General features: G+C 41.5%; 19 protein-coding genes. 6 read left to right on the forward strand and 13 right to left on the reverse strand.

Annotation, left to right across the window (positions count from 1 at the left end; genetic code table 11):
* Positions 1–172: 172 nt before the first annotated feature.
* On the forward strand, positions 173–5,203 hold the full coding sequence (locus ACO1XM_RS00050) for a T9SS type A sorting domain-containing protein (RefSeq protein WP_486224849.1): 5,031 nt from the start codon (positions 173–175) through the stop codon (positions 5,201–5,203).
* Between the two features lie 1,555 nt (positions 5,204–6,758).
* On the opposite strand, the gene ACO1XM_RS00055 is transcribed toward ACO1XM_RS00050, so the two are convergent.
* Complete coding sequence (locus ACO1XM_RS00055) at positions 6,759–6,950, reverse strand: cold-shock protein (RefSeq protein WP_127123575.1); 192 nt, start codon at positions 6,948–6,950, stop codon at positions 6,759–6,761.
* Between the two features lie 358 nt (positions 6,951–7,308).
* Positions 7,309–8,172 carry a sigma-70 family RNA polymerase sigma factor gene (locus ACO1XM_RS00060; protein WP_486224851.1) on the reverse strand — a complete coding sequence of 288 codons (864 nt, stop codon included), beginning with the start codon at positions 8,170–8,172 and terminating at the stop codon, positions 7,309–7,311.
* A 330-nt stretch (positions 8,173–8,502) separates the two neighbouring features.
* Here ACO1XM_RS00060 and ACO1XM_RS00065 point away from each other — a divergent pair, with 330 nt between their 5' ends.
* Entirely contained in the window at positions 8,503–8,898 is a 396-nt protein-coding gene (locus ACO1XM_RS00065; RefSeq protein WP_486224853.1) for a hypothetical protein, read from the forward strand.
* 224 nt (positions 8,899–9,122) lie between these two features.
* On the opposite strand, the gene ACO1XM_RS00070 is transcribed toward ACO1XM_RS00065, so the two are convergent.
* Together ACO1XM_RS00070 and ACO1XM_RS00075 are read right to left on the reverse strand one after the other, a co-directional pair.
* On the reverse strand, positions 9,123–10,247 hold the full coding sequence (locus ACO1XM_RS00070; RefSeq protein ID WP_486224855.1) for a DUF2911 domain-containing protein: 1,125 nt from the start codon (positions 10,245–10,247) through the stop codon (positions 9,123–9,125).
* A 166-nt stretch (positions 10,248–10,413) separates the two neighbouring features.
* Complete coding sequence (locus ACO1XM_RS00075) at positions 10,414–11,310, reverse strand: diacylglycerol/lipid kinase family protein (protein ID WP_486224857.1); 897 nt, start codon at positions 11,308–11,310, stop codon at positions 10,414–10,416.
* A 112-nt stretch (positions 11,311–11,422) separates the two neighbouring features.
* On the opposite strand from ACO1XM_RS00075, the gene ACO1XM_RS00080 reads away from it, so the two are divergent.
* Entirely contained in the window at positions 11,423–11,755 is a 333-nt protein-coding gene (locus ACO1XM_RS00080; protein ID WP_486224859.1) for a YopX family protein, read from the forward strand.
* A gap of 6 nt (positions 11,756–11,761) precedes the next feature.
* Here the strand turns inward: ACO1XM_RS00080 and ACO1XM_RS00085 are convergent, their stop codons facing one another.
* The 8 genes from ACO1XM_RS00085 to ACO1XM_RS00120 form a co-directional block, all read right to left on the reverse strand.
* Entirely contained in the window at positions 11,762–11,998 is a 237-nt protein-coding gene (locus tag ACO1XM_RS00085) for an acyl carrier protein (RefSeq protein ID WP_127122359.1), read from the reverse strand.
* A 92-nt stretch (positions 11,999–12,090) separates the two neighbouring features.
* Positions 12,091–12,804: a head GIN domain-containing protein gene (locus ACO1XM_RS00090; protein WP_486224861.1), complete on the reverse strand. Its 714-nt coding sequence runs from the start codon at positions 12,802–12,804 to the stop codon at positions 12,091–12,093.
* Between the two features lie 70 nt (positions 12,805–12,874).
* The gene (locus tag ACO1XM_RS00095) at positions 12,875–14,224 is read right to left on the reverse strand and encodes a sensor histidine kinase (protein WP_486224863.1); all 1,350 of its coding nucleotides are present in this window, start codon (positions 14,222–14,224) and stop codon (positions 12,875–12,877) included.
* Positions 14,214–15,560: a sigma-54-dependent transcriptional regulator gene (locus tag ACO1XM_RS00100; RefSeq protein WP_486226519.1), complete on the reverse strand. Its 1,347-nt coding sequence runs from the start codon at positions 15,558–15,560 to the stop codon at positions 14,214–14,216. The genes ACO1XM_RS00095 and ACO1XM_RS00100 overlap by 11 nt, the downstream gene beginning before the upstream one ends.
* Before the next feature lie 159 nt (positions 15,561–15,719).
* Positions 15,720–16,505 carry a hypothetical protein gene (locus ACO1XM_RS00105; protein ID WP_486224865.1) on the reverse strand — a complete coding sequence of 262 codons (786 nt, stop codon included), beginning with the start codon at positions 16,503–16,505 and terminating at the stop codon, positions 15,720–15,722.
* On the reverse strand, positions 16,505–17,266 hold the full coding sequence (locus ACO1XM_RS00110) for a UDP-2,3-diacylglucosamine diphosphatase (RefSeq protein WP_486224867.1): 762 nt from the start codon (positions 17,264–17,266) through the stop codon (positions 16,505–16,507). The genes ACO1XM_RS00105 and ACO1XM_RS00110 overlap by 1 nt, the downstream gene beginning before the upstream one ends.
* Positions 17,267–17,356: 90 nt before the next feature.
* Positions 17,357–19,270, reverse strand: coding sequence for an acetate--CoA ligase (gene acs / locus ACO1XM_RS00115; protein WP_486224869.1), 1,914 nt, complete (start codon positions 19,268–19,270; stop codon positions 17,357–17,359).
* Positions 19,271–19,796: 526 nt separating this feature from the next.
* On the reverse strand, positions 19,797–21,179 hold the full coding sequence (locus ACO1XM_RS00120) for a sodium-dependent transporter (RefSeq protein ID WP_486224871.1): 1,383 nt from the start codon (positions 21,177–21,179) through the stop codon (positions 19,797–19,799).
* Positions 21,180–21,340: 161 nt separating this feature from the next.
* On the opposite strand from ACO1XM_RS00120, the gene ACO1XM_RS00125 reads away from it, so the two are divergent.
* On the forward strand, positions 21,341–22,768 hold the full coding sequence (locus tag ACO1XM_RS00125) for a TonB-dependent receptor (protein WP_486224873.1): 1,428 nt from the start codon (positions 21,341–21,343) through the stop codon (positions 22,766–22,768).
* Between the two features lie 2 nt (positions 22,769–22,770).
* Here the strand turns inward: ACO1XM_RS00125 and ruvC are convergent, their stop codons facing one another.
* Positions 22,771–23,325, reverse strand: a complete 555-nt coding sequence (ruvC, locus tag ACO1XM_RS00130) for a crossover junction endodeoxyribonuclease RuvC (RefSeq protein WP_486226521.1) — start codon at positions 23,323–23,325, stop codon at positions 22,771–22,773.
* 35 nt (positions 23,326–23,360) lie between these two features.
* Between ruvC and ACO1XM_RS00135 the strand changes: the two genes are divergently transcribed.
* Complete coding sequence (locus ACO1XM_RS00135) at positions 23,361–24,488, forward strand: glycosyltransferase (RefSeq protein ID WP_486224875.1); 1,128 nt, start codon at positions 23,361–23,363, stop codon at positions 24,486–24,488.
* A gap of 15 nt (positions 24,489–24,503) precedes the next feature.
* Entirely contained in the window at positions 24,504–25,724 is a 1,221-nt protein-coding gene (locus tag ACO1XM_RS00140; protein WP_486224877.1) for a PP2C family protein-serine/threonine phosphatase, read from the forward strand.
* Positions 25,725–25,810: the final 86 nt, after the last annotated feature.

The raw sequence follows: 25,810 nt of genomic DNA on the forward strand, positions 1-25,810 counted from the left end.
TTACGACCTATGTGAATGTACGGGCTCCGCACCTGGAGGCTGTCCAAGTCTTAGTGGATCCTTTATAGATCAAATTATTCCAATAAACTTCAATAGTAGTTGCTTAATTAATAATTCTGTGTATAGTCATAATGGAGCAAACTTTACATTGTATTATTCTTTCACGCTTGCAATGACCGCTCCTGAAGTTACTCCCGTTTCTGCAACTTGTAATACAGACTTTGTTAATCTTCAGGTTAACAATACCGCTCCCTCATATAACTGGCAGGTACGTAATCCCTTAAGCAATTGGATCACATTCAGAGAGAATGCCTCCAATGCTATTGTTGCTACACGACAAGAACTACAGGCAGCAGCCGGCAATGGCGCTTATGCCACCAGAAATGTCAGAGTAGTAGAATCGGGATGTTTAACCAATAGGCAGGGGCCAAGTTCAGATGCTTTTAATTTTCATGCTCCAGCTCCTGCAATTTCGGTTATTTTTACTAATCAGACTTGCCGTGATATCATGAATGGTTCATTAGCGGTTACAATTACAAGTGCCTTGCCACCAACTGTGAATGATTTTATTGTTAGCTTGCACGATCCCACACAGACTGTAGATCCAAAAACAGGATATGCACCGGCTATTACAGAGATTCAATTGGAGAATTCATCAAATTATTCATTTCAAAATTTGGGGGTAACAGGTAATTCTTCAAAAACATTTTATGTAACGGTTCAGAATAATACTGATAACAATACTTATGGTTCGTGCACTGCAGTATCACAAAACTATAATTTTACTAACCCAGATCCTATTACCACCAATTTTATGCGATCGCTAAAAAACGGATATGATATCAGTTGCAATGGTGGAAGTAATGGTCAGGTAAGTGTGTCACCCAGTGGGGGTGCTGGCGGCTTTAAGAATTTTTTATGGAGTAATGGCGTAACTTCGCAAAGTATTTCAGGGCTTAGTGCGGGTAATTATTCAGTTAGTTATCAGGATGGTAACAATTGTTTAGCTTCAGGTGATGCTACCATAACACAACCTCCTGCACTCTCCGTTTCAATTCAATCAAATAACAAAACCATATATAATAATTTTGATGTAAGCTGCTCTGGTGCACTTAATGGTTCTATAACTGCCAATGCAAGCGGGGGCGCAGGTGGGCATTCATACCAGTGGAGTGATGGAAATGGTGGCGCAATTTATTCGGGAATAGGCGTTGGTAATTATAGTGTTACTGTCACAGATGGTAATGGTTGCATGGCCAATTCAAATATTACTTTAACAGCACCACCACCTATTGCATTTTCAATTGAGCAAGTATCAGGCATTGATTGCCCTAATGTTTCAACAGGCTCATTGTCCGTTAATCCTGCAGATATTCAAAATGAAATCGGCACTGTTTCTTATGCATGGTCTAATGGAGTAGTAGGCGCTAGCAATACAATACAAAACCTTCCTGCCGGAAATTACCATGTAACCATCACCGATGAACAAGGATGTACTGCCTACGCACAGCGAAGTTTGACAAATCCAGCGCCTTATACAGTGAGCATTGCACCGCAAAGTAATTACGATGGCCATTATATCAGTTGTAGTAGTGCCGCTGACGGTATCTTACAAGCGACCCTATTTGACTCAAATCAAGGTATTCAAACAGCACAAGGCTTTAATTGGTACAAAGGTGAGGTATCAGCTGGTGTTGGTGCAACAGCATACGGGCTCAACGAAGGTAATTACAGGGTAATAGCGAGTTATGGAAATAATTGTACAGCAGAGCAAACTTATTTCTTGAACGCTCCTGAACCGTATACCACTACTATTTCAGTACAGAGCAATTACCATGGGGCAACCATTAGCTGTAATGGTGCCAGCGATGGCGTCCTTGCTGTCACTTTATTTAATGAAGCAGCTGAGCCAACTCCCGTTGAATATTATGCATGGTCACGCAATGGGGTGCCACTCGCCTCGGGTGAATTGCTAAGCAGTATTCATAATCTTAGTGAGGGTGAATACAGTGTGATCACTACCTATCAGGGTGGTTGTACTTCGAACGGTGCAATTACATTATCTGATCCTGATCCTGTTAATGTACAAATACAAGCGAACACTGATTATCACGGCTATGTTATCTCTTGTGTGGACGCAGACAACGGGGCCCTGCTGGCGGTAGCAAGTGGCGGTACTCCGGGAGCATATACTTATGCGTGGGATACTGGGACTGAAAACGCATTACTCGAAAATATTGGTGCAGGCGTATATACGGTTACTACGCATGATATCAACAATTGTCCTGCATTCTCAAACTTTATTATTGAAGATCCGCCACCACTCACTGCTTCTATTGAAGTCACTTCTGATTTTTCCAGCTTTCCTATCAGTTGTCATGGTCAGGCAGATGGCGCCTTGCTGGCTACTGCTACTGGTGGTACCGATCATTATACGTATCAATGGAATACAGGCGTACATACAGCTGCACTCACGCATATTCCTGCGGGCGAATATGAAGTGATGGCAACAGATGAGAATGGATGTACTGCGCAAGCCAATTTGAGTATAAGCGACCCTGCACCGGTAGCAGTATCCATCTTCGTGCTATCGGATTACAATGGCCAGCATATTACTTGTGCCAGTGCAGCAAACGGACGTTTAGAAGCAATTGCTACAGGAGGAACTAATACATTTTCCTATTCATGGAGTATGGGAACAAACGGATCTATTCAAAATGGTCTACCTGCCGGACTTTACGAAGTGTTGGCAACAGATGCAAACGGTTGCCAGGCTGTGAACCAGAAAACCCTTATTGAACCGCTACCGGTATCAGTCTCGATTTTAAATACATCTGACTACAATGGATTTGGTGTTTCTTGCGCAGGCATGATGGATGGATTTATTGAAGTAGCAGCTGTAGGTGGCACAGGCGTTTATTTATATAGCTGGTTAAATGAGACGGAGACAAGCAATGTATTGGAAGGACTGGGGCAGGGTAACTATACAGCAACTGTTACAGATAACAATGGTTGTAGCGATGATGTGTCTCATGTGATTACCGAACCTCAGGTCTTAACACTACAGGTTATAGATAAACATGATGTAACATGCTTTGGTGGCAACAATGGTGAAATTAGTATTCAGGCCAATGGTGGTGTTGATGCCTATACATTTGCTATCAATCAATTGGATGCTACAAATGAAAATCAGTTTTCGCTTTTAACGGCAGGCGATTACACCTTGCATGTTTATGATTGGAATAACTGCCACGCAACCACCTCACACACCCTTGTGCAGCCTTCACAAATCGAGATTGCATTTGAGAATATAGAGCCCGCTTTTTGTAGTGACCCTCGGGGAAGGGCCTCGGCTCTTGTTACGGGTGGAGTCATGAATTATGTATACCGATGGAAAAATAATGTAGCTGAGATAATTGATGAAGATCACCTCATTGAGAATCTCGCAGCAGGTTTGTATTCTTTAGAAATTATTGATGGAAATAATTGCGAGGCATCGAAATTTTTAGGCATTCAGGCAACTGATGGACCAATCTTAACTACACGTGAAATTGTTCCGGCAAAATGCTCCTATTCATCAGACGGCAGTATTACGATGGAGGTAATTCAAGGAGATGGACCTTTTACTTTTCAGTGGCAGGATGGACAAACATCTGCTACTGCTTTAAACTTGTCGCAAGGCGAGTATTTTGTAATGGTTGAAGACGTCAATAATTGTCAGACCGTAAGTTCGGCCATAGTAAGTGCTCCAACACCCTTAGCTGTTACACTGCTTGAATTAAAACCACCTTCTTGTTATGGATTAAGTGACGGCAGTATAGAAGTACTCGGTACAGGTGGAACGGCTCCTTATGCCTACGACTGGGGAATTTTTCAAGGTTCTCTCTTTAGCGGAAGAAGTAAAGGAAACAGTTACCTTACTTTGTATGATGCCAATCAGTGCAGTACGCAGGCAAGTTATTCCATGTCTGAACCACCGCCCTTGTCTTTAGATTTAGTTTCCCGCGTTTTGCCAAGGTGTTACGGTGAATGTAATGGAGCAATGCAAGTAGTAGCCATGGGTGGTAATGGGAACTATAGTTACAACTGGAGCTCTGGTAGCGAAGCGGCAGTAGCCACTAATTTATGTTCAGATAATCATACTGTAAGTGTACAGGATGCAAAGGGTTGTACGTTCACCAGAAACTATTCCCTTGGTCAACCAGCACCATTGTTAGCGCGTTTATTGTCACGCGAAGCACCTGACTGCCATGATGGTTGCAATGGTGAACTTGTAGTCGATGCCACGGGAGGCGCAGGCAATTATACTTATGCATGGTCAAACGGGCAGACAAACACCACAGCAGTCGATTTGTGTGCAGGCACTCACGCGATTACCATTCAGGATGCAAATGCCTGCGAAGTGCAGCAAATACATGTATTGGAAAATCCTGCGCCATTAGCGATTGATCTCGGGGAAAACAGAACCATATGCGAAGGGCAGACCCATACCTTGAGTGTGGAAGGCGTATGGCTAAAGTACGATTGGAGCAGTAATGTAAATTTTCGAAGTGAGGCACCGCAAATTGTAATAAGTCAGGCGGGACAATACTGGCTGGAAGTAGCCGATGCCTTAGGCTGTGTGGCGCGTGATACTTTTTTACTTGAAACCTCAACAGATTTATTAGAAGCTTCTTTCATCATTCCTTCAGAAGCCAATGTGAATGACACCATTGTAATAATTGATATAACCTGGCCAATGGCCGAAAGTATCAGTTGGAAGTTGCCGACAGATTTGGTGGTGATACAAAACCTGAACGAAGTTGTGTATGGAAAGTTTCTGAAGGCGGGTACTTACAACATTGGTTTGCGTGCACTCCTGGCAGGTTGCCATGATGAAATAACAAAAACCATCTCCATTGCAGGAGCAGCAGCTTTAGCGCAAGACGAGTTATTAGGGTATCAGGAATTTGTGAAAACTTTTGAAATATATCCCAACCCTACACAGGGTGCGTTTATGGTAAGACTTCAGTTTGAAGAAGAAACATTGGCAACCTTAAGTATTTGGGAAGTGCTGACGGGCAAAACAGTTAAACAAATTAACCTTGAATCCGACAAGGACTTTAATGTTAACATGGATTTGCATCCGCTACCCCCAGGCAGTTACATACTAAGAATGGATTATAGCGGTGGAGTAAAATACCTGCGCTTCGTTGTAAACTAGTGTAAGCTATGCTTATCTCCAGAAAAGTTTAGTTTCTATTGTCGGATAATGTTTTATCCACCTTCGGTCGGTGTTCCACCTGCGGTCGGTGTTTTCACCGAACCGCATCTACTTTACGGTTACCTTCACGGTGTTTCTATTTTCAACAGCGGTCTGTGTTCTCACCGCACAGCATCTAAGGTTTGTGATCGGTGAAAACACAGACCACAGGTTAACACCTACTATAGACTAAGAATTTGACTTCGAAGTGTTACTTTTATTCTTTAAAAATACTAAATCAAAAGAGATATTTTATAGTAGTTGTATTGCATTCGTTTTTTTTACAGGTATATGTTGAAGTAAATCAGATCACCAACGAACTTAGTTTTAACAAGGCCTAATTCTTTATCGAATGAAAATATCCAGTAGCCAAAAATTCCTTCTTTAGCTTTGACGCATAATAGGATAGAGGCCGGTAGATTTCACTTGCGGTCGGTGTTTTCACCGAACCGCATTTATCTTCACTTTGTTTCTATTTTCAGGTCAAAATTTGACAGTAAGGTTTGTGATCGGTGAAAACACCGACCACAGGTTAAAACACTTCCTCCAGCCATTGCAAATAGATTTTGTTGCATGCTATGCTTCAATGTCTCCATCTAATTTCCTTGATTGATGGATACATGTCGTCTGCCAATTTCTCGAAACTTCTTTTCATCCGTCTACTTTTTATTGTAATGACTATTCCATTACAAGTACCTCGCGAACCCAAAAGATTGGTAGCTTTATCCCCACTAATTACCTCTATTTCCTTAACTGTCTTAGTCGTCAATAGTGACGTCAATTTCTTGACGTCTTCGGTCATTGTTCGATTTTCAATTGATATCTGGATTCCACTAACTATCATAAGCGGTTTGCAAAATCCAATATGCCTTCCATTCAATTGAACTTTCTCAAGTAACTCAAAGTTTGTTGGCACAAAAATGTTTGTGTCAGCTAATAGTCTCATGTTTAGAAACTCTATTTGCTTTTCAAGTCTAAGTTGCTCAAATGACGCAAACCATTTGTCATTTTGTTCTTGAGTCAATACTAAGTCACCTGTGCTCTGTCCGTAAAGGAAAATTGTCAAAAGGAAAAATATCACTATTAGTAGAATTCTCATCTGTCCTGAAGTATAGCAAACAACCCCCGCCTATATTCAACTCTTGAATAAATCTCTCCTATAAGAGCCCGGTGCGTTGTCTACAAAATCTAATATCGGAAGATTTTATTCAGTTTTGCAAGCGCTTTGAGTGCTAATAAAGCAGGTAAGCATCTCCAGCTTTTATAATCATTATGACGCAGTCCTATAAGAAAGACGTGATGATGGCAATTGGAGGTGATGTTGCAGTGGCGCTAATAGGTGCTTAGCATGATGGGCATCATGGTTTTGATATGGTGGCCATGCCTTTTTTGCGAGAGAGGAGCTTTATTAAAAGCAGGGTAAGCAGGAAAATCATAGGGCAAGGTTACTGTTGGTGTATCTCAACAAAAAAAGGTGTCCTTGTGAGACACCTTTTTAATCAATGTAATTGTATGATTAGTTCAATACTTTCACGTTAACGGCATTCATGCCTTTTCTGCCTCTTTCAAGATCGTAGTCTACTAAATCATTCTCGCGAATTTCATCGATAAGACCTGAAGTGTGTACAAAAATGTCTTCACTTGAATCTGATGGCTTAATGAAACCGAAACCTTTGGCGTCATTAAAAAACTTTACTGTTCCTTGCATTGTAAAAATTGTAATAATTAAAAATTTATTTGCGTAAAAGCATTCGCCTCAATAATGGCAGGGAAGATTCTGATTTAATTCCGATAAAGGAAGAAGAGGAGAATTATTCTGAACTACAAAGGAACTCTTGGAAGAGCCTTAAATGATATTACTTATCAAAGATACAGCGAATTAATTCATTAACCTATAATTACTTTCTACTTCGCTGATATACTGTGAATCTGCGTCAAATTGCTGATTAATATTTTTATATAAGAGTGGTGTTTAGGTGCAGTGATGCGTTATTGAGTGACATAAAATAAAAATGAGTGACGGTTTTAATACCATCACTCATTCACTATGTGCTTTTTAAAATTGCTTATCCTAAATACGATCTAAGCGTCTTGCTGCGCGAAGTGGTTCTTAACCTGCGGGTAGCTTTTTCTTTAATTTGTCTTACGCGTTCGCGGGTCAGATTGAACTTATCGCCAATTTCTTCCAACGTAAGGGCATGAGAGCCATTAAGTCCGAAATAATAAGAAATCACTTCTGCTTCACGCTGTGTAAGTGTGGCCAGGGCGCGCGATACTTCCATTTGCAGTGAAGTATTCATCAAACCAGAGTCTGGTGTAACTTCAGAGTCATCCTGCAATACATCAAGCAAGCTGCCATCTTCTCCCTGCGCAAAGGGCGCATTGATTGATACGTGTCTTCCACCCACACGCATGGTGCTACTGATCTCTTCCAGGCTGATGCCCATCACTTCGGCTAATTCATCAGCAGAAGGTTCGCGTTGAAACTGTTGTTCCAGCTCAGAGAAGGTTCTTGATATTTTATTCAGCGATCCTACACGGTTAAGTGGCAGGCGTACAATGCGCGATTGTTCAGCCAGTGCCTGCATAATGGATTGACGAATCCACCACACTGCGTAGGAGATAAATTTAAATCCCCTTGTTTCATCAAAACGTTTTGCTGCCTTAATCAAACCAAGATTGCCTTCATTGATCAGATCACCAAGTGTTAGGCCATTGTTCTGGTATTGCTTGGCGACAGATACTACAAATCGCAAATTCGCTTTAGTTAGTTTTTCCAGCGCAATCGGATCACCTTGTCTTATTCGCTTGGCCAGCTCCACTTCAACATCAGAGGTAATAAGGTCTACCTTGCCGATTTCCTGTAAATATTTATCTAAAGATTGGCTTTCGCGATTGGTGATCTGTTTGCTGATTTTTAACTGTCTCATCGATACGTAGAAATTAGTGGCGTTATCGCAGGATGTATGCCCTGCAATCAACTTAAATGAAGAAAAGGCGTATTAACCAGAAATGCAGCAAGAAATATCTTGAGAAATGCTATCTGCTGCTAGCATGATTGGAAAGTGCGCAAGTTAGCATTTTTATACGGATTTACCGCCCCTTGAGCTAAAGTATTGAATATTTGAGCGATAATCGCGTAATATGAACGACTAACCAAGGAATATCCGTATCTTGCAGAAGATTTCACAACATCAGCAATTTCATACGTAAGAGTTAGCTGAATTGTTTCTTTTATTTTCAACCAATTACCCCGTAACATGGCAGCTTCTTACTACAATTCAATCATTACTAACGCTTATTCGCACGTTTGGAGTAAGTACCGTCCGGCTATTTTAAAGCTGATGGTTTCTACAACAAGTGAAGCTGCTCAACAATACTCGCTTTCTGGTCATGAATTTAAAGGTGTAAACCCTAAAGAAAAGGGCGGTTACGCATTCACCTTGCATGCGCACAAAAGCAAGGCAAGTAACAACATCAAAAATTCTGAAGTAGCACAGGGTCTTTTAAGTGTATTACAACAATCGCCTAAAGCCACTGAATTATTAGCACAAGAAGTATATGAATTTGTGCTTGATAAGCAGTTTGTACTCAGTGTAAAAAAAGTGGAGCCTGCTGCACCTGTAGTGGCGAATGCTGAAGTGAGCGTTCTCTAAAGATTCAAGAACAACATATAAATAATAAGAAGGCTCTCGTCAGGGAGTCTTTTTTATTTTAATACACACCCCGGATATCCTAAACTACATTATATTTTAAGTTGAAAAATAAAGCGGGCATTGAAAGTGCTTTCAATGCCCGCTTTTGTTTATGCTTGATAACTTCAGCCTATAATGAATATTGATGTTTTTGTGTTAAGCTTACTTAAACACAAAGTCTCCATTTATCCTTTTAATTTTTTTAGCTCACCTTCGTAAAAATTCAGGTTTTGCTTTTGGGCTTCAGGTAGGTTCTTGATGGCAAGTTCCCAGTATTTGATGGCATTTTTCTTATCACCAACCGCAGTGTAGCCTCTCGCTAATCCGACATTTACAGTGAACTTATCTTCAGGATGATTCTTGGCATTCAGCTTAAATACTTCCAGGGCCTTTTCATTCTTACCGGCAGTAAGTAAACTTCTTCCATACTGATGCACGTTTTGAATGCTGGCGGTTGGATGTACAATGGCTTTGCTCATCACAGCTTCCGCTTCACTTTCTCTTTTTAATGCCGTAAGTAATTGTGCTTTAACGGCCAGTGCATTGAAATCTTCGCGTCCTACAAATGGATCGGTAAGTCCATACTCCGCCCATTGTAAACCCTGCTCCAGTTGTACGTTGTTTTGCATACAAAACGTAGCCGCTTGAATATAAGCTTCATGTGTAAAACCAGTGGTAGTGCCCTGCAAAGTATTTTTAATAGCCTCTACATACAGATCATTTGTATTGGGTACTGCAATAGGGAGGCCCACTTTTTTATTTTCCCATTGTAAATAAAGCGTGGCCGCATTTCTTCTCCGGTTTTCAAAGTTATAAGTTAACCATTCAGTGTAAGCAGTTTCTTCCGGAGTTGCTTTTACACGAACCACATCTTTTTGTGCATCATAGAAATAACTTCCCCAGCTATTGATGTCTTTATTGATAATCCATGTCCAGGCACCTTCTTTTTGTACTTCAAGAAGTAAGGAATACGTACCTGCTTTTACAATGGTACCGCCCAGGGTAACATCATGCGAAAAAGTAATAAGGGTGTTCTCATTGGCACCGGCTCTCCATGGAGCTGCCTTCGATGTACCAAAGCCCTGATCAATGTATCCGTAGTGAACAACTTCACCCCAGATTTTACCAGTTCGGTCTTCACCATTGGGGCCGTGTACATCCGGACTGCTATAGTCAACGGTAACTTTAACAAGTCCGATCATTTGTGATACAATGGACTTCTGATTATCGCCACTAGGCGGTAAGGGTAATTGTGCTTGTGCCACTAAAATTCCAAAAAGGAATAATGCCAGCGTAATGCTTTTTTTCATGGTTTAATAATTTAAAGTTAAGTTAACATGGAATGGCCAAGCTCAATATAATGTCTGAAGACAAATTTTGCATTGACCATTTCATAGGTTTGAAAATTGATTGATTTGTATTCTACGAAAATCAAGCAATAAAGGTCTAACCCGCCTAACGGTATTTATTTACGCTTTAGTAATTTGAAGCGTGTTGAGGCACAATGATGCTCAGCGAATGGGGCTGTAATTTAATATCGAATTGCTGATCGTAACCCGTAGGCTCCCCATCAACATGAAAAGGTTGTGCTTGTGTGGTGCTGATAGAAATATGGCTGCCTGCTAAAGTTTCGCAATAAGCAGATTGATGAACCTTGCCTGCAAACATTTTAAGCATGAAAGGAAGGCTCATCCGCGATGGCACCTTCTTTAAGATGGAAAGATGGAGTTGTTCATCAGTAACGGAGGCTAAGGGAGCAATGCGTGCATTGTTTCCATATTGTGATGAATTGGCAATGGCCACGATAAAGGAAGTCGTGTTTTGTTCTTTGCCATCAATGTTGATGGCGATAGGGAAGGCTTTGAAGCGCAGGAATTCTTTTAAGGTTAGTTTAGCATAACCTAATAAACCACGCTTACCATCTTTACCAAAAAGATTGGCCACATGTCCGTCAAAGCCAATGCCGGATACATTTAAAGAAAGTTTGTTGTTGATGGTAAAGGTATCCATGCGCAGTACCTTACCGGTAAATACATTGTCAACTGCTTTTTCAAATGACAGTGGAATACTCAGATGCCTGCTTAATCCATTGCCTGATCCTTTGGGAACAATGGCCATGATCTGTTCCGTGTTCACCAAAGCCCTGGCTACTTCATTCACGGTACCATCGCCACCAACTGCTATAATGCTGGTGAATTTTTTATTAATGCCTTCTTGCGCCAAAGCAGTTGCATGGCCTCTTTCTCTGGTAAATTCAATACTGCATTCTACATTGTGTCTTGCGCAGATATCAAGAATTTTGCCTTCCACTTTGGGTTGAAAGCCACCTCCGGCAAATTTGTTAATAATGAAAAGCGCAGACTGATTAGCCATAGCGCTAAGTTAGTGGTTCTTATTTGAATCTTGCAATGAACAGACCCTGCAGGTGTTCTAACTTTGTTTAATAGACATGCAGTACGTGCTCTAAATATCATTAACTTTCTTTATGCAAATTTTTACTCCACGTAAATTGAAGTTTAAAGCCTGGAATCAGGAGGAGAAACTATTAATGCGATTGAACAGCATCGATTGCAACAGGGGAGAGCTTTTTAAGAAAAATCACATCCTCCTGCAGTTTACTGGTATGTTCGATAAGCAGGAAGAAGAGATTTACGAAATGGATATTCTGTTAAAAGGAAATGTAAAGTACCTGGTCAGGTGGGATGAAGTAAACAATGGCTGGTGCTACTCCAAGGCAAGTGCACCTGAAAATCATGAACCACTACTGGCTAAAGAAGCCGCTGAGTTTATGCGCTTAAAAAGTTATTTTGAAGAGTAAAGGTGATCAGGCAAGTTTAGACTCTATGTACTTTACAGCCTGACCATAAGTTTGCATTTTCTCAGCATCTTCATCAGGTATACGAATATTGAAAGATTGCTCAAACTCCATGACAATCTCTGCATAATCAAGTGAGTCGATGCCGAGGTCTTTAACAAAATTGGCATCCGGAGTTATTTCAGATTCTGCGATACCAAGTTTCTCAACAAGAATCTCAGTTACACGCTTAGCTACATTCTGCATATGATCGTAAAAGGTTTGGCAAAAGTATCAAAACGGCCGAAGCCTTCCAAACTTGTTGGAAGGCTCCGGTAAATGTTGCCTAAACAAACGTTTTAGTCGCGTTGCAGGGAACTGCCGCCCGTTACCTCTTGGGTGATAACTGGATTTCCACGGTAGAAAACTGTGCTGGCACCGCTCACAATGGCCTCAAGGTTATCGCTTACGCTTACCTTCGCTACACTGGCACCACTTACATTCAGGTGAGCATTGACTACAGGCATGGTAAAGGCTTTAATGGATGAGGCGCCAGATACTTCAGCATTCAGTTGGTTAGTCTCTCCACGTAAATCAGCTACAGAAGCACCCGATAGATTGAGGATTAATTGATTGGCTTCTATATCAATTTGTGAAACAGAGGCACCTGATAGCGAAAGGTTTAGTAATTCAAGATCATCAAAACCAGTGATTACTGAATTGGTAGCCCCTGAAAAAACAGCCGCACTAATACCGGGCATCACAATGTCTACATAGGTTTCGTGTCTTCTGTTCTCATATTCGTCATAACGCACAACCAGGGTGTTGCCACTCTTGTATACATCTAAATCATCCAAATTTCTGCGATCCCCACGAACTTCTACGCTGAAGTAGTTACCTTCCGTAACACGAATAATGAAGGCGTCACCAATCTCAAGCCTGTCAAAGTCTGTAATAGTAAATCTTTGTTCCTCGTATTGCAGGGGCCCTTCATCTTCATAATCAAAGCAGGCAGTAAGGCTTAGGGCTAAAAAGCCAATCGCTAGGGTATTTCTTAAAAATGAGGTTTTCATGTCTTTTAAGGTTGTTTGGTACTAAGACAACCCGAGATCAACTCACCCCTATGCGATTGTTGATTTTTTTTTAGAAGCGCATAAAAAATTCTGTACCCTCACCCACAGTAGATTTTACGGTAAGACTGCCCTTATGCTGTCTCATAATCTGACGGGAGAGGCTTAAACCAATGCCAGAGCCATTTTTCTTGGTGGTAAAGAAAGGAATGAAGATTTTTTCGAGGGCCTCCGGATCAATGCCAGTGCCATTATCTTTTACAGCGATAATAACCCGCTGTTTGTCGTTCAGGTAGGCTTTTACCTCAAGCATGCGGTTATCAGGTCGATCAAAGGCCTGCATGGCATTTTTCATGAGGTTAATCACCACTTGTTCAATCTGGCTTTTGTCAGCGTGAATGGACAGGGTGCCTGGTATTACACTCATGTTTATCTGTATGTTGGCATCGGCCATTTCCTTTTTGTGTAGCTGGCATAATTCATCCAACAGATCTTTTAGGTTAATGTCTGACATGCGGGGTTTGGGTACCATCGCCAGACTTCTGAACTCTTTTACAAAATTGATCAGGCCTTCACTTCTCTTACTGATGGTCTTCAGCGACAAGTGAATCTCTTCCAGTTGATCTTTGGTTACGGGTTGATCACCGTTTTTTTCCAGGTGTTTGCCCAAATCCTCTTCTACCATATCAGACAGGGATGAGATGGGGGTTACGGAGTTCATGATCTCATGCGTAAGCACACGCACCAGGTTTTGCCAGGCCTCCATTTCTTTTTCTTCCAGTTCGCTTTGAATGTTCTGAAGAGAAATGAGTTTAAGGTTTTCGTTGCGCAGTGTGAGTTCTATCGCATAGATGGAGAGTTGTAAGAGGTCTTCACCAAGTTTAATGCGGGTAAGTTCCCTTCCGCCTGTGCGCAATTTTGTGAATACTTCTACCAGGTTTTCACTCACCTCCATCAGGTCAGTAATTTTATCAATACGGTTTACCCGTAATAATTTGCGTGCCGCGCTGTTGATAATTTCAATCTTGCCATTCTCTTTAAAAACGATAAGACCGATACCCACGTGGGTTACAATGTTTTTAAAAAAGAGCAGGTCAGCATCTTTTTCTTTTCTGGTATTTCTCAGGTTAGTAATAGCCTCGTTAAGCTCTCCGTGCAGTCTTTGCACAGTGGGATCCTGGCTGTCGGTTTTAAAACTGGCCGACAAATCATCGAAGCGGATGGAATCTAAAAATGAGGCAATGTTTCTGTTAGAGCTGTCTAAATCACGCACCAGCAATTTAATCTGATAAGCGCCTATGCCTGCAAACAGAAGTGCAAACCAGAAGTCATCTGCTTGAAAGGCAAAAAAACCAAACGCAATCCATGTAGCCGTGAGTATGCCTACTCTTGGTACAATCGGTGAGCGCCAGTTAAAGTCCATACTTTTCCATTCTACGATAAAGTGAGGCGCGGGTTAAGCCTAACTCATCTGCTGCCTTGGAAATATTGCCACCATGCATGCTGAGTGCTTTTACGATCGCAGTTTTTTCTACTTCATCCAGGTTCAGTGTATCGTTGGTGGAGGTCATGTTATTCATGCTTCGACTAAACAGGAAATCACTTTCTTGTAAAGAGGATGAATCGGTCATGATTACAGCACGTTCAATAGCGTGTTGTAACTCGCGGATATTACCTGGCCACGGGTAACGTTTTAATTTATCCATTGCTTCTTGTGCAATGGTGGCCACGTTTTTATGATATTTCTTTGAGTAATAATTGAGGTAATGTTTGGCAAGCAATGGAATGTCATCCATGCGTTCGCTCAATGGTGGCACTTGTAATTCCACTGTATTAATGCGGTAAAGAAGATCCTGACGGAAGGTTCCTTCCTGCACCATTTTCTGCAAAGGCATGTTGGTGGCACAAATTAAACGTATGTCTACAGGCAAAGCCTGGTTAGCACCAACACGTGTTACTTGTCGCGATTGTAGGGCGCTGAGTAATTTACTCTGCAGGCTCATGCTCAAGTTACCAATCTCATCGAGGAAAAGCGTACCACCGTTGGCTAATTCAAAACGACCGGGTCTGTCTTCACGCGCATCGGTAAAGGCGCCTTTTTTATGACCGAATAGTTCACTTTCAAAAAGTGTTTCAGTGATAGCACCCATGTCAACCGACACAAAGCTCTTGTCTTTGCGCAAAGAGCGTTGATGTATAGCACGCGCAATTAATTCTTTACCGGTTCCGTTTTCACCCAGAATCAAGACATTGGCATCGGTCTTGGCTACTTTGTCAATAATGGTGAATACGTCTTTGATGGCTGGACTTTCTCCAATAATGTCACCGAAAGGTTTAGAGATTTGCTCTTCGAGCATTTCTTTTGCTTTCTTCAGCTTATCTACTTCCAGATAGGATTGCTTTAACTTGATAGCTGTGTTGATGGTGGCAATTAGTTTTTCATTTTGCCAGGGCTTCAACACGAAATCAGTGGCACCCATTTTAAGGGCCTTCACCGCCATTTCCACATCGCCAAAAGCCGTGATCATAATCACCACGGCATTGGGCTCATGGCCAAGTATTTGTTCGAGCCAATAGAAACCTTCTTTACCACTGGTAATGTCTTTGCTGAAATTCATATCCAGCAAAATCACATCATATGTATCGTTGTGAAGCAAGAAGGGTATCTTGTTGGGATTCTTTTCAATTAAAACCTGATGATTTTGTTTTTTGAGCAGCATTTTGGCAGCCAGCAAAACATCTTCATCATCATCAATCATTAATATTTTGCCACCTTCTTGACTCACAGCGTAGGTTTTTTAAAATGTAAAGTTGCTATATAGGAAAAATCTGTGCCAAGTGCTTAACACTTGATTTTCAGCGTTCTAATGTGAACACCACGACCGGAAAGGTACAAAAATGTTCAAAAACGAACACACTTATTGGGGATTGAATTCGAAAATTTCTATCCTGTCTTTTCTGATCCCAAAAAGCCTCTCATCGGTCAGGAAGACTTTATCAAAAGTTGAAAATGCAGATACTTTCCGATTGTCGTTTGTGAAGAGGCTACTCATAAGCAATTGATCTGCTTCTAAGATGACCAGTTCTTCACCAAAAAAATCAAAACTTTGGTTGGGCTTTATGTTTATTGTTTTTATGTGGCGTCCCATGGCACTGAATACATGCAAAGCGGCAGTGGTGTGCACAAATAAAAAGCGTTGGTACTCACGCATGCCCTTTACTAATTCCTGGTCACTGAATACTTGAACGACTTCATCTACCACTACTTCCTGTGTTTTGTAGTTTACTTTTTTAATGCTCTTATCGGCTTTGTCGAAAATCCAGAAATGCTGCTGATCGAAAGATGCAGCGATCCATTCGGGCTCAATGGCAAAGACTGAGTCAATCACAAATGCATTGCGCAGGTCAAGCACAGGGTTATAAAATTCTACAGTTTGCGTGCTTCTGTAATAGAGCACCAGTTGCGTTAAATGCCAGGCATCAAACTGGGTAACCGCTGCAGCTTTGGTAAAATTTATTTCGTGTGCTACTTGTCCGTCTTTATCAAAACGATTTATTTTTTCTTTTGATAAAGTAAACAACTCGCCTGCCGGATTAATGCCTGCATGATAAAGTTTGTCGAATTGCAGGGAGGCAAGTGCTTTGTGTTGAGCAAAAACTTTACTGAATACCAGAAGAAAGAATAGTATGGATACAATTCGCATTACGGTGTGAAAGTTTTGAGTTCGACTGTTTTGCCGTCATATACTGCATACGTATTAAAATGCACCCACTCGCCAATATTAATGTAACGGCTGTTTTCTCCTACTTTTAAATCAAGCGGCAAGTGCCTGTGCCCGAAAATATAGAAATCGTGATGCACACTTTGTTCAACCTCTTTGCAATATGTGAGCAAAAACTCATTCTCTTCGCCCTGAAATTTCTCTTCACGTTTCATATTGCTGATTCTGCTCTTGTGCGACCAGAAGTTTGCAAGCCCTATGCCAAAGTTTGGATGAAGACGTGCAAAGAGCCATTGACACACTTGGCTGTTGAAGAATTTCTTCAGGATTTTGTAAAAATGATCTCCAGGCCCTAAACCATCGCCATGTCCAATCATAATTTTGTGTTGGCCAATTTCCAGCACTTGGGGTTTTCTATAAACAGGAATACCCAATTCTGTAGGGAAGTAGTCAAACATCCACATGTCGTGGTTGCCGGTAAAAAAACTTATCGGAATACCGGCATCCCTGAGTGCTGCCAACTTGCCGAGCAAACGGATATGTCCTCTTGGGATGGCGTGTTTGTACTCAAACCAAAAATCAAAAATATCGCCCAGTAAATAGATGGCATGTGCTTCGTGCTGAATGGACTCCAGCCAGGCGATAATGCGTTTTTCACGATCTATACTCTCGGCATGGTTAGGCACACCCAGGTGGAAGTCAGAGGCAAAGAATATCTTTTTGTTGTTCAGATCCAGTTTCATGCTAACATAAGGAACCACAAATAAACAACTTTGACTGCAAGTCGCAAGTTATGCCCCATAAGCTTGTGGCTCGAATGATGTTGCCAGTTGTTAAATTTTTCCCGCCTTTATTTCATCCACCACATTTGGATCCAAAAGGGTGGAGGTATCGCCTAAATTTGAAAGTTCGCCCTCGGCAATTTTGCGTAAAATTCTACGCATTATTTTACCGCTTCTCGTTTTGGGTAAACCTTTTACAAATTGAATTTTATCAGGCTTTGCCAACGGACCAATAATTCTGCTGACGGTTTGTGTAATGTCTTGCCGGGATAGATTTTCATCGCCATGGTTACCTGTATAGATAACGTAAGCATAAATGCCCTGCCCTTTTACATCATGCGGATAACCAACTACAGCACTTTCAACAACTCCCGTATGCATATTGATTGCGTTCTCTACTTCGGCAGTGCCGATACGGTGTCCGCTTACATTTAACACATCATCTACGCGTCCGGTAATTCTGTAAAAACCATTTTCATCGCGCAAGCAACCATCGCCCGTAAAGTATAGATTGGGATAGGTAGCAAAATAATTTTGTCTGCATCGTTCATGATCTCCGTAAGTGGTTCTGAGCATACCAGGCCACGGAAACTTGATGCATAAATTGCCACTTACGTTATTGCCTTCCATCTCTTTCCCGTTCTCATCTACCAACAAAGGTTGAATGCCGGGTAGGGGTAGCGTTGCAAAACTTGGTTTCGCAGGAGTAACATTTGCTAAATTTGAAATAAGCACGCCTCCTGTTTCAGTCTGCCACCAGGTGTCTACTACAGGGCATTTCTTTTTACCTACATGTTCATGATACCAATGCCAGGCTTCCTCATTGATGGGCTCGCCTACTGTGCCCAATACTTTAAGCGAAGTAAGGTGCTTGTCTTGCAATGGGCCTAAGCCAAAACCCATTAAACTTCGGATAGCAGTAGGGGCGGTGTATAAAATATTAACACGATACTTGTCTACAATATCCCAGAAGCGACCTGCGTCAGGCCAGGTGGGCACACCTTCAAAAATAAGGGTGGTGGCACCTGCACTCAGGGGGCCGTAAAGGATGTAGCTGTGGCCTGTAATCCAGCCAATATCAGCTGTACAAAAATGAATGTCCTCAGGATTATACTGAAATACATTGACAAAAGTATAAGTAGTCCACACCATGTAGCCTGCACAAGTATGCACTACACCTTTGGGTTTGCCTGTAGAGCCAGAGGTATACAGAATGAAAAGAGGATCTTCAGCATCCATCACTTCTGCGGGGCAAGCAGGGTTACCCTGTGTTTCAACTTTTTTGATTTCATCTTCCCACCACACATCTCTTCCCTTAATCATGCTCACGGGTATTCTGGTGCGGGTAAGTACAACAACTCTTTTTACAAAACGACATTGCACCAAAGCATCATCGATGACACTTTTCAGTGGTATTTCTTTGTTACCACGATAAGCACCATCGCTGGTAATTACAAACTCAGCTTGCGCGTCAATCAATCGGTCTGCTATACTCTGCGCACTGAAGCCTCCGAACACAACAGAATGAATCGCGCCAATGCGGGCACAAGCCAATACAGCGATGGCCAGTTCAGGTACCATACCCATATAAATGCAAACCCGGTCACCTTTTTTGATGCCATTGTTTTTTAAAACATTTCCAAACTGCTCTACTTTAAAATGCAGGTCGCGGTAAGTAAGTATTCTATGATGATCTTCAGGATCGTTCGGCTCCCAAATAATAGCAGGTTTATCGCCATGGCTTGGTAAGTGCCTGTCGAGGCAGTTTTCTGTGATGTTCAGTTGAGCACCTTCAAACCAGGAAATTTTTGGTTCAGTAAAATTCCAGTCTAAAACCTTATCCCATTTTTTCTTCCAGACAAAAGAGGAGGCCACTTCTGCCCAGTACGCTTCAGGATGTTGTACACTTTTTTTGTAAGCCTCATTGTAGGCTTCCTGCGATGTAATTTGAAAAGGATAAGACATGCTTTGATTTTAGTCAACCAATTTACACATAATCAAAACGATTGCCAGCGATTTCGCAAAAGTTAGATGAATGATTGCCAGATTTTCTAAGTGACAATGTTTATTTAAAACACAGGGACATCAAAATTTTATCAGCGCAATTCGAATTTCTTATGCTTTCTTTCAGCATGTTCCGGCAACGCCTTAGGCTATCTTTGGCTTGGCAGGGTATGTGCACTTGCCTTCGCTGAAGCTTTAGCGCAAGCAGGGATAGCATACAGCGTTGAATGAGCATGCGAGGCCCAGAGGCCTGAGAGCGAAAACCTTCTTTCTGCTATTTATTCAAATGATTTAAAGCACCCTCTTTTTAATAACAGCTGCCTGTTTAACTGATTAACTATTTCGTAACGGTACAAAAGGGTGAATTACTGATAGTTATTAAAATGAGTGATCATAATAATAGTCCAGAATTCAGAACATAGTATACAAACAAAAAAAGCCCCTCTGGATCAGAAGGGCTTTTCAGTGATATTATGAATAATGATATCTAAAATACGTTACTCAAACCGAAGAACTTATCGATGATGATAAGGATGGAAAGCACACCCAGTAAAAGTGGACAAACGTAACGAATGGTAAAGCTGAGGTATGACCTGAAGAATGAACTCATGTACCCTGCACTTCCAATAGCCAGTTCGTTGTCCATGTTTTTAATCTTCCACTGATAAGTAATAAACACACACATCAAGCAACCACCTATGGTTAGTGTCAGATCGCACATATCAGAAATAAAAGTCAAGAAATCTCTGCCTTTATAGAAAGGTAACTGATTCAGTGCTGGCACCATACCCTGACTCATCATACTGGGTAGTCCTAAAATGAAAATTAAAATGGCTAAGCCCCAGACCACGGTAGTTCTCTTTATTTTTTTCTGATCAACCAGATAAGCCGTTGGCACTTCTAACAAAGAAATGGTTGAAGTTAACGCGGCAAAGCAAAGGAGTAAAAAGAAACTACCACCGACAACACGTCCTAGTATAGGGCCCATATCACGAAATACCTCGGGTAGTACCATAAATACCAGGGCGGGGCCTTCCGTAGGTGACATGTTTTGTGAAAACACCAAAGGGAACACCATAAGGCCAGCTAAAAATGCAACCGAGGTATCGGCAATAGATATTACTGCCGCTGATGAAACAATATTTTGTTGCTTGTTTACATACGAACCATAGGTAATCAATGCCCCCATACCCAGCGATAAAGAGAAAAAAGCCTGCTTCAAACCATCAAACAAGGTTTGCGCATTAATCTCACTTAAATCAGGAATCAAATAAAATTGTACACCCGCCATGGCGTTGGGTAGTGTAAGGCTATAAATAATGAGGAGAATAAGAATTAAATACAGCGATGGCATCATAATTTTGTTTGCGGCCTCAACCCCTTTTTGGATGCCACGCGAAACGATTAATGCAGTAAGGATCATGAATCCTAAGGAAAACCAAAGGTTATCACTGATATCATTTACATAAGCACCAAAGAATGAACCGAAATCGGGTTCGGCAAGAAGACTGCCAAAGGAGATTTCAAGAAAATAACCAAAGGCCCAACCAGCCACAACGTTATAAAACGACAGAATAAATATACCTGCCAGGATTCCGAACAGGCCAAGATAGCCCCAGCGTTTGTTTCCTAATTTAGTGTAAGAGCCCATAGCATCACTGCCTGCAGCCCGGCCAATGGCAATTTCACCAACCATAATAGGGAAACAAAGCAGGAAAATGCAGATCAGGTAAATCAGCAAAAAGGCGGCACCTCCATTTTGTCCCGCTAAATAGGGGAATCGCCAGATATTGCCTAGCCCTACTGCGGAGCCGGCAGCGGCCAAAATGAAACCTATACGGCTGGAAAAGTTACCTCTGTTGCTTGACATACGTTCTTAAGTTCAAAAATGTCGGGCAAAATAGGTTCTAAACTTTAATAATCAAATTCCCGTTATTCTCCTGAAACAGTGTTTATCATTTTGTTTTAAGAAGTATTGATGATTTAGCGTCAACTTTTAGTCCGCAACACATAACTTCGCAGCAGCATTTTATGGAAGAATACAGAAGACTGACTACACAAGAGAAAGCGCTTCAGATTAACCTCGATCGCAGTATTTATGGTTCTTTTGCCGAAATAGGTGCCGGTCAGGAGGTAGCAGCCAACTTTTTTAAGGCAGGAGGCGCCTCTGGAACAATTGCCAAAACAATCTCGGCCTACGACATGAAGTTCAGTGATGCCATTTATGGGCATTGCGAGCGTTATGTATGCGAAGACCGCCTGGGAAAAATGCTGGATCATGAATATGATTTGCTGCCCGAAAGATTACCACACAGGGTTGAAAATACTTGTTTCTTTGCTTTTGCGGATACCGTAGAAACACTCAATTACGAAAGAACCAACCAGGCACATGGTTGGATTGGACTACGTTTTCAGTTAAAGCCTAATGGAGCCATTAACGATTATGTCATTCATGTTAAAATGCATGACAACGATCCGCTCCAGCAGCAATATGCTTTGGGCATAGTAGGCGTTAACATGATTTTCGGATGTTATAAGTTAAGCGATCCGGAGCAAATCATGCTTTCATTATTGGACGGATTAACAACCCGAAGAATTGAGATTGACATGTTCCGCCTGGAAGGTCCTGACTTTGAACACATCGATAACCGTTTGATGGCGCTGAAGTTGGTGAAAAATGGTTTGACCAAAGCAGCCATGTTTGGTCCGGACGGTAATGTGATGCAACCATCAGAAGCCCTTTACAAAAAGAATGTGCTCGTGTTGCGCGGACGCTTCAGACCACCTACACACGTAAACGTTGATATGTTGCTGGCTTCACGCAGGCATTTTAAAACAGAGCCTGATGTTGACCGTTCTAAAATCATGCTCGTCAGTGAGCTAACACTCAACGACTTAAGTCCTGATGGTAAAATAGACGAAAAGGATTTCTTGCACAGGGCTGAGATTCTTTGCTCGCTTGGACAAAACGTGCTGGTTTCCAATTATTTTGAATATTACCGACTTGCTGAGTATTTGTCTAAAATCACAAAGGGCAAGAAAATCGGTATGATCATGGGCGTGTACGCCTTACAGAAAGTTTTTGAAGAAAAGACTTACGAAAATATTCGTGGTGGTATATTAGAATGCTTCGCTTCACTATTTGGTTCTAACATCAAACTCTATATCTATCCGGCAGTAAAGGCAAACAACGAATTATTTACGCTGAATACTTTCGAAAAAGAATTGCCGGCTAATCTGAAGAGTTTGTTCCGATATTTAATGGATAATAACAAGCTGCAGGATGTAGAAGATGCCAATATCAACAATCTCCATATTATCTCTGACAACGTGTTAGCCATGATCAAAAAAGGAGAAGAGGGTTGGGAAAAGTTTGTGCCTCACAAAGTAGAAGAAGCAATTAAAGAGCAAGGTTTGTTCGATTATCCCTTAGTAAAAAAAGAGGAGCAGCTTAATTAAACTTATTTTGCTTTTTTTACGCGCTTGGGATTTTCCGTTACAAAGGCTTCCCACGATTTGTTTTTCGATTCTGGCTTCCCTTTCTGATAATGATGACAGAGTGCTACTGCCAGTGCATCCGTTGCATCCAGCAGTTTGGGTGCTTCCTTAAATTTAAAGATCGTCATCAGCATGGCGGCAACTTGCTCTTTAGAGGCATTGCCATTGCCGGTTACTGATTGTTTTACCTTTTTAGGCGCATATTCAACGATGGGAATGTCACGAGCCAAGGCAGCAGACATGGCCACACCCTGCGCTCTTCCCAATTTTAACATCGACTGAACATTTTTGCCAAAGAAGGGTGCTTCTAGGGCTACTTCGTCAGGGTGGTACTCTTCAATAATGTGTGTAACACGTTCAAATATTTTTCTAAGCTTCAGTTCGTGGCCCTCATACTTGCTCAGGTGAATAACACCAAACTGGAGTAATTCGACCAAAGAGTTTTTTACAGAAATTAATCCATAGCCCATCACATTCGTTCCGGGGTCAAGGCCTAGTATAATTTTTTCTTTTACTATCTTACTCACGCTTGTAAACTTACGCGAATTTAAGCTTGAACATCCTCATCTCAGTTTTTTTTATTCTCTACATTCTTTTGCTCATCTGGCTTAGCATGGGTTGGAACAGGAGTGCACGTAACAAGCGAAAAGTAAATACGACCCAACCTTTTGTATCAGTAATAGTGGCTATGCGTAATGAAGCATTGACCATAACAAGACTATTAAATGATTTGAAGCATCAGGACTATCCGAAATTTGAAGTGATTATTGTTGATGATCATTCTGAAGATGGAAGTAGTGAAACTATTGAAAGTTGGCTTGTCGTAAACGAGGTTAATTCGGATTTTATCAAACTTCTTACTAACCAGGCAGCAGGAAAAAAGGCGGCACTAACCCTCGCTGTGCAAAACGCACAGGGAGAATTCATCATGACCACCGATGCCGATTGTGCATTGCCGGGCACCTGGATAGGTAAAACAGTTGAACACTTTGATGACCAAACCAATCTTATCGTAGGCGCAGTGCACATGAAGGGCAAGCTTTTCACAGACCATTTGCAACAACTTGAGTTTGCCAGTTTGATTGGTTCTGGCGCAGCCACGCTCGGATGGCAGCTACCAACCATGGCCAATGGAGCAAACCTCTCTTTTCGAAAGTCAGTATTTAATGATGTGGGAGGGTATGAAGGAAATAGTCATATTGCCTCAGGTGATGATGAATTTCTGATGCGAAAAATCCATGAGCGCTTTCCAGGTAGTATTTATTTTAACCATAATCCGGAAACAGTAGTTGAGACCCACACCCATGATAGCATAAAGTCTTTTATTAATCAGCGTATCCGTTGGGCAAGCAAATGGGCCTTACACCAAGGTTTCTTCAGCAAATTCCTGGCGCTGCTAATCTTCAGCTTTCAATTGGTGTTTCTATTAAGCCCCTGGCTCATGCTCGTTGGCTATCTGAACTTGAGGCTGGTACTTGGCCTGATCTTGTTTAAGGTTATTGCCGAATTGTTCTTTTTTATCCCCGTGCTCAGGTTCTTACGCTCACCTCTCCATCTACCTGCCTTTATTACCTTACAATTTATCTACCCCTACTACGTTGTAACCATTGGACTATTGGCCAATGTCGTAGGTTATCAATGGAAGGGAAGAGGTTATAATAGTTCTAAATCTCCTTACTAAGTTCTATTTTTGTCTATGCTCGACCTACCTCTCCAACATAAATTTGACCGTAAAAACCTTGAGCTCAATGCTTTGCTGGAGGTAACACAGTCCATTAACATGAATAAAACGGAGGAGGAGCTCTATAAAATTTTCAATTTTACAGTTCGCGCCAACCTGCAGGTTAAAAAGCTGGCACTCTTTGTCTTTGATGAGGTTTGGAGTTGCAAGGTTAATTACGGCACAACAAAGTCATTAAATAAGTGCAAGCTGCCTTTGGTTTTCCACAGAGAGACAGGTATCAGAAGAATTGTTGACTTTAATGAACCTGACTTTGCAGAGTTTGAAATGCTCATTCCTGTAGTGCACAAAACCGAGGTATTGGCTTTGGTGTTTGTTGGTGGACTTGAAACGCATAACCTGGATTTTGAAGATGGTTTGAAATTTTTACAAGCCCTCAGCAATATCACCATTGTTGCCATTGAGAATAAAAAACTGGCGCGTAAACAATTAGAAAGAGAAGCCTACCGCAAGGAGTTGGAAATTGCCAGTGATGTACAGCAATTCCTTTTCCCAGAAAAGCTGCCCAATACAGAGCGTTTAAAAATGGAAGCCAGTTACTTACCGCACGATATGGTGGGTGGTGACTACTACGATTTTATACCAATCAATAAAAATCAGTTCCTGATTTGTGTAGCCGATGTAAGTGGCAAAGGTGTAGCAGCAGCTTTAATGATGTCTAACTTTCAGGCTTCATTAAGAACCTTATTGAGACAAACACCCAACCTGCGCGAAATTGTTGAGGCTTTGAATTTTCAGGTAATGGAGAATGCCAAGGGTGAAAAATTTATAACCTTCTTTGGCGCCATTTATGACCTGGAGTTAAAGACGTTGGTTTATATTAATGCCGGACATAATCCACCCATCCTGGTTAAATCTTCGGGAGAGCAAGTGTTATTGGAAGAAGGATGTATTGTATTGGGCGCTTTACCAGAATTACCCTTTATCAATGAAGGCTTCATTACAGGGCTAAGTGATTTTCTTCTATTCTGTTATACCGATGGTGTTACAGAAACATCCAGTGAGAACGGTGAAGATTTTGGTCAGGAAAGCTTATTGAATTATTTCAGTAAAAAGGAAAATGTATTAAAAGATTTAAGCACCATCCATCAGGATTTAATCGTTGCCCTTGATACACACAAAGGCCGCAATGCATACCATGATGATATTACGATGCTTTCGTGTAGAGTGAGCTGATTCGTTGATTCGTTGATTTGAAGATTTGAAAATGAAAAACACGTCATTGCGAGGAATTGCTTGGGTAGTGTGCTGGCATGACGAAG

The organism is Chryseotalea sp. (genome assembly GCF_057350905.1).

Bases quoted from the DNA above. Each gene is read 5' to 3' on its own strand.
- ACO1XM_RS00050 (WP_486224849.1), top strand. From the start codon at position 173: ATGACCGCTCCTGAAGTTACTCCCGTTTCTGCAACTTGTAATACAGAC.
- ACO1XM_RS00055 (WP_127123575.1), bottom strand. From the start codon at position 6,950: ATGCAAGGAACAGTAAAGTTTTTTAATGACGCCAAAGGTTTCGGTTTC.
- ACO1XM_RS00060 (WP_486224851.1), bottom strand. From the start codon at position 8,172: ATGAGACAGTTAAAAATCAGCAAACAGATCACCAATCGCGAAAGCCAA.
- ACO1XM_RS00065 (WP_486224853.1), top strand. From the start codon at position 8,503: ATGGCAGCTTCTTACTACAATTCAATCATTACTAACGCTTATTCGCAC.
- ACO1XM_RS00070 (WP_486224855.1), bottom strand. From the start codon at position 10,247: ATGAAAAAAAGCATTACGCTGGCATTATTCCTTTTTGGAATTTTAGTG.
- ACO1XM_RS00075 (WP_486224857.1), bottom strand. From the start codon at position 11,310: ATGGCTAATCAGTCTGCGCTTTTCATTATTAACAAATTTGCCGGAGGT.
- ACO1XM_RS00080 (WP_486224859.1), top strand. From the start codon at position 11,423: ATGCAAATTTTTACTCCACGTAAATTGAAGTTTAAAGCCTGGAATCAG.
- ACO1XM_RS00085 (WP_127122359.1), bottom strand. From the start codon at position 11,998: ATGCAGAATGTAGCTAAGCGTGTAACTGAGATTCTTGTTGAGAAACTT.
- ACO1XM_RS00090 (WP_486224861.1), bottom strand. From the start codon at position 12,804: ATGAAAACCTCATTTTTAAGAAATACCCTAGCGATTGGCTTTTTAGCC.
- ACO1XM_RS00095 (WP_486224863.1), bottom strand. From the start codon at position 14,224: ATGGACTTTAACTGGCGCTCACCGATTGTACCAAGAGTAGGCATACTC.
- ACO1XM_RS00100 (WP_486226519.1), bottom strand. From the start codon at position 15,560: ATGATTGATGATGATGAAGATGTTTTGCTGGCTGCCAAAATGCTGCTC.
- ACO1XM_RS00105 (WP_486224865.1), bottom strand. From the start codon at position 16,505: ATGCGAATTGTATCCATACTATTCTTTCTTCTGGTATTCAGTAAAGTT.
- ACO1XM_RS00110 (WP_486224867.1), bottom strand. From the start codon at position 17,266: ATGAAACTGGATCTGAACAACAAAAAGATATTCTTTGCCTCTGACTTC.
- acs (WP_486224869.1), bottom strand. From the start codon at position 19,270: ATGTCTTATCCTTTTCAAATTACATCGCAGGAAGCCTACAATGAGGCT.
- ACO1XM_RS00120 (WP_486224871.1), bottom strand. From the start codon at position 21,179: ATGTCAAGCAACAGAGGTAACTTTTCCAGCCGTATAGGTTTCATTTTG.
- ACO1XM_RS00125 (WP_486224873.1), top strand. From the start codon at position 21,341: ATGGAAGAATACAGAAGACTGACTACACAAGAGAAAGCGCTTCAGATT.
- ACO1XM_RS00140 (WP_486224877.1), top strand. From the start codon at position 24,504: ATGCTCGACCTACCTCTCCAACATAAATTTGACCGTAAAAACCTTGAG.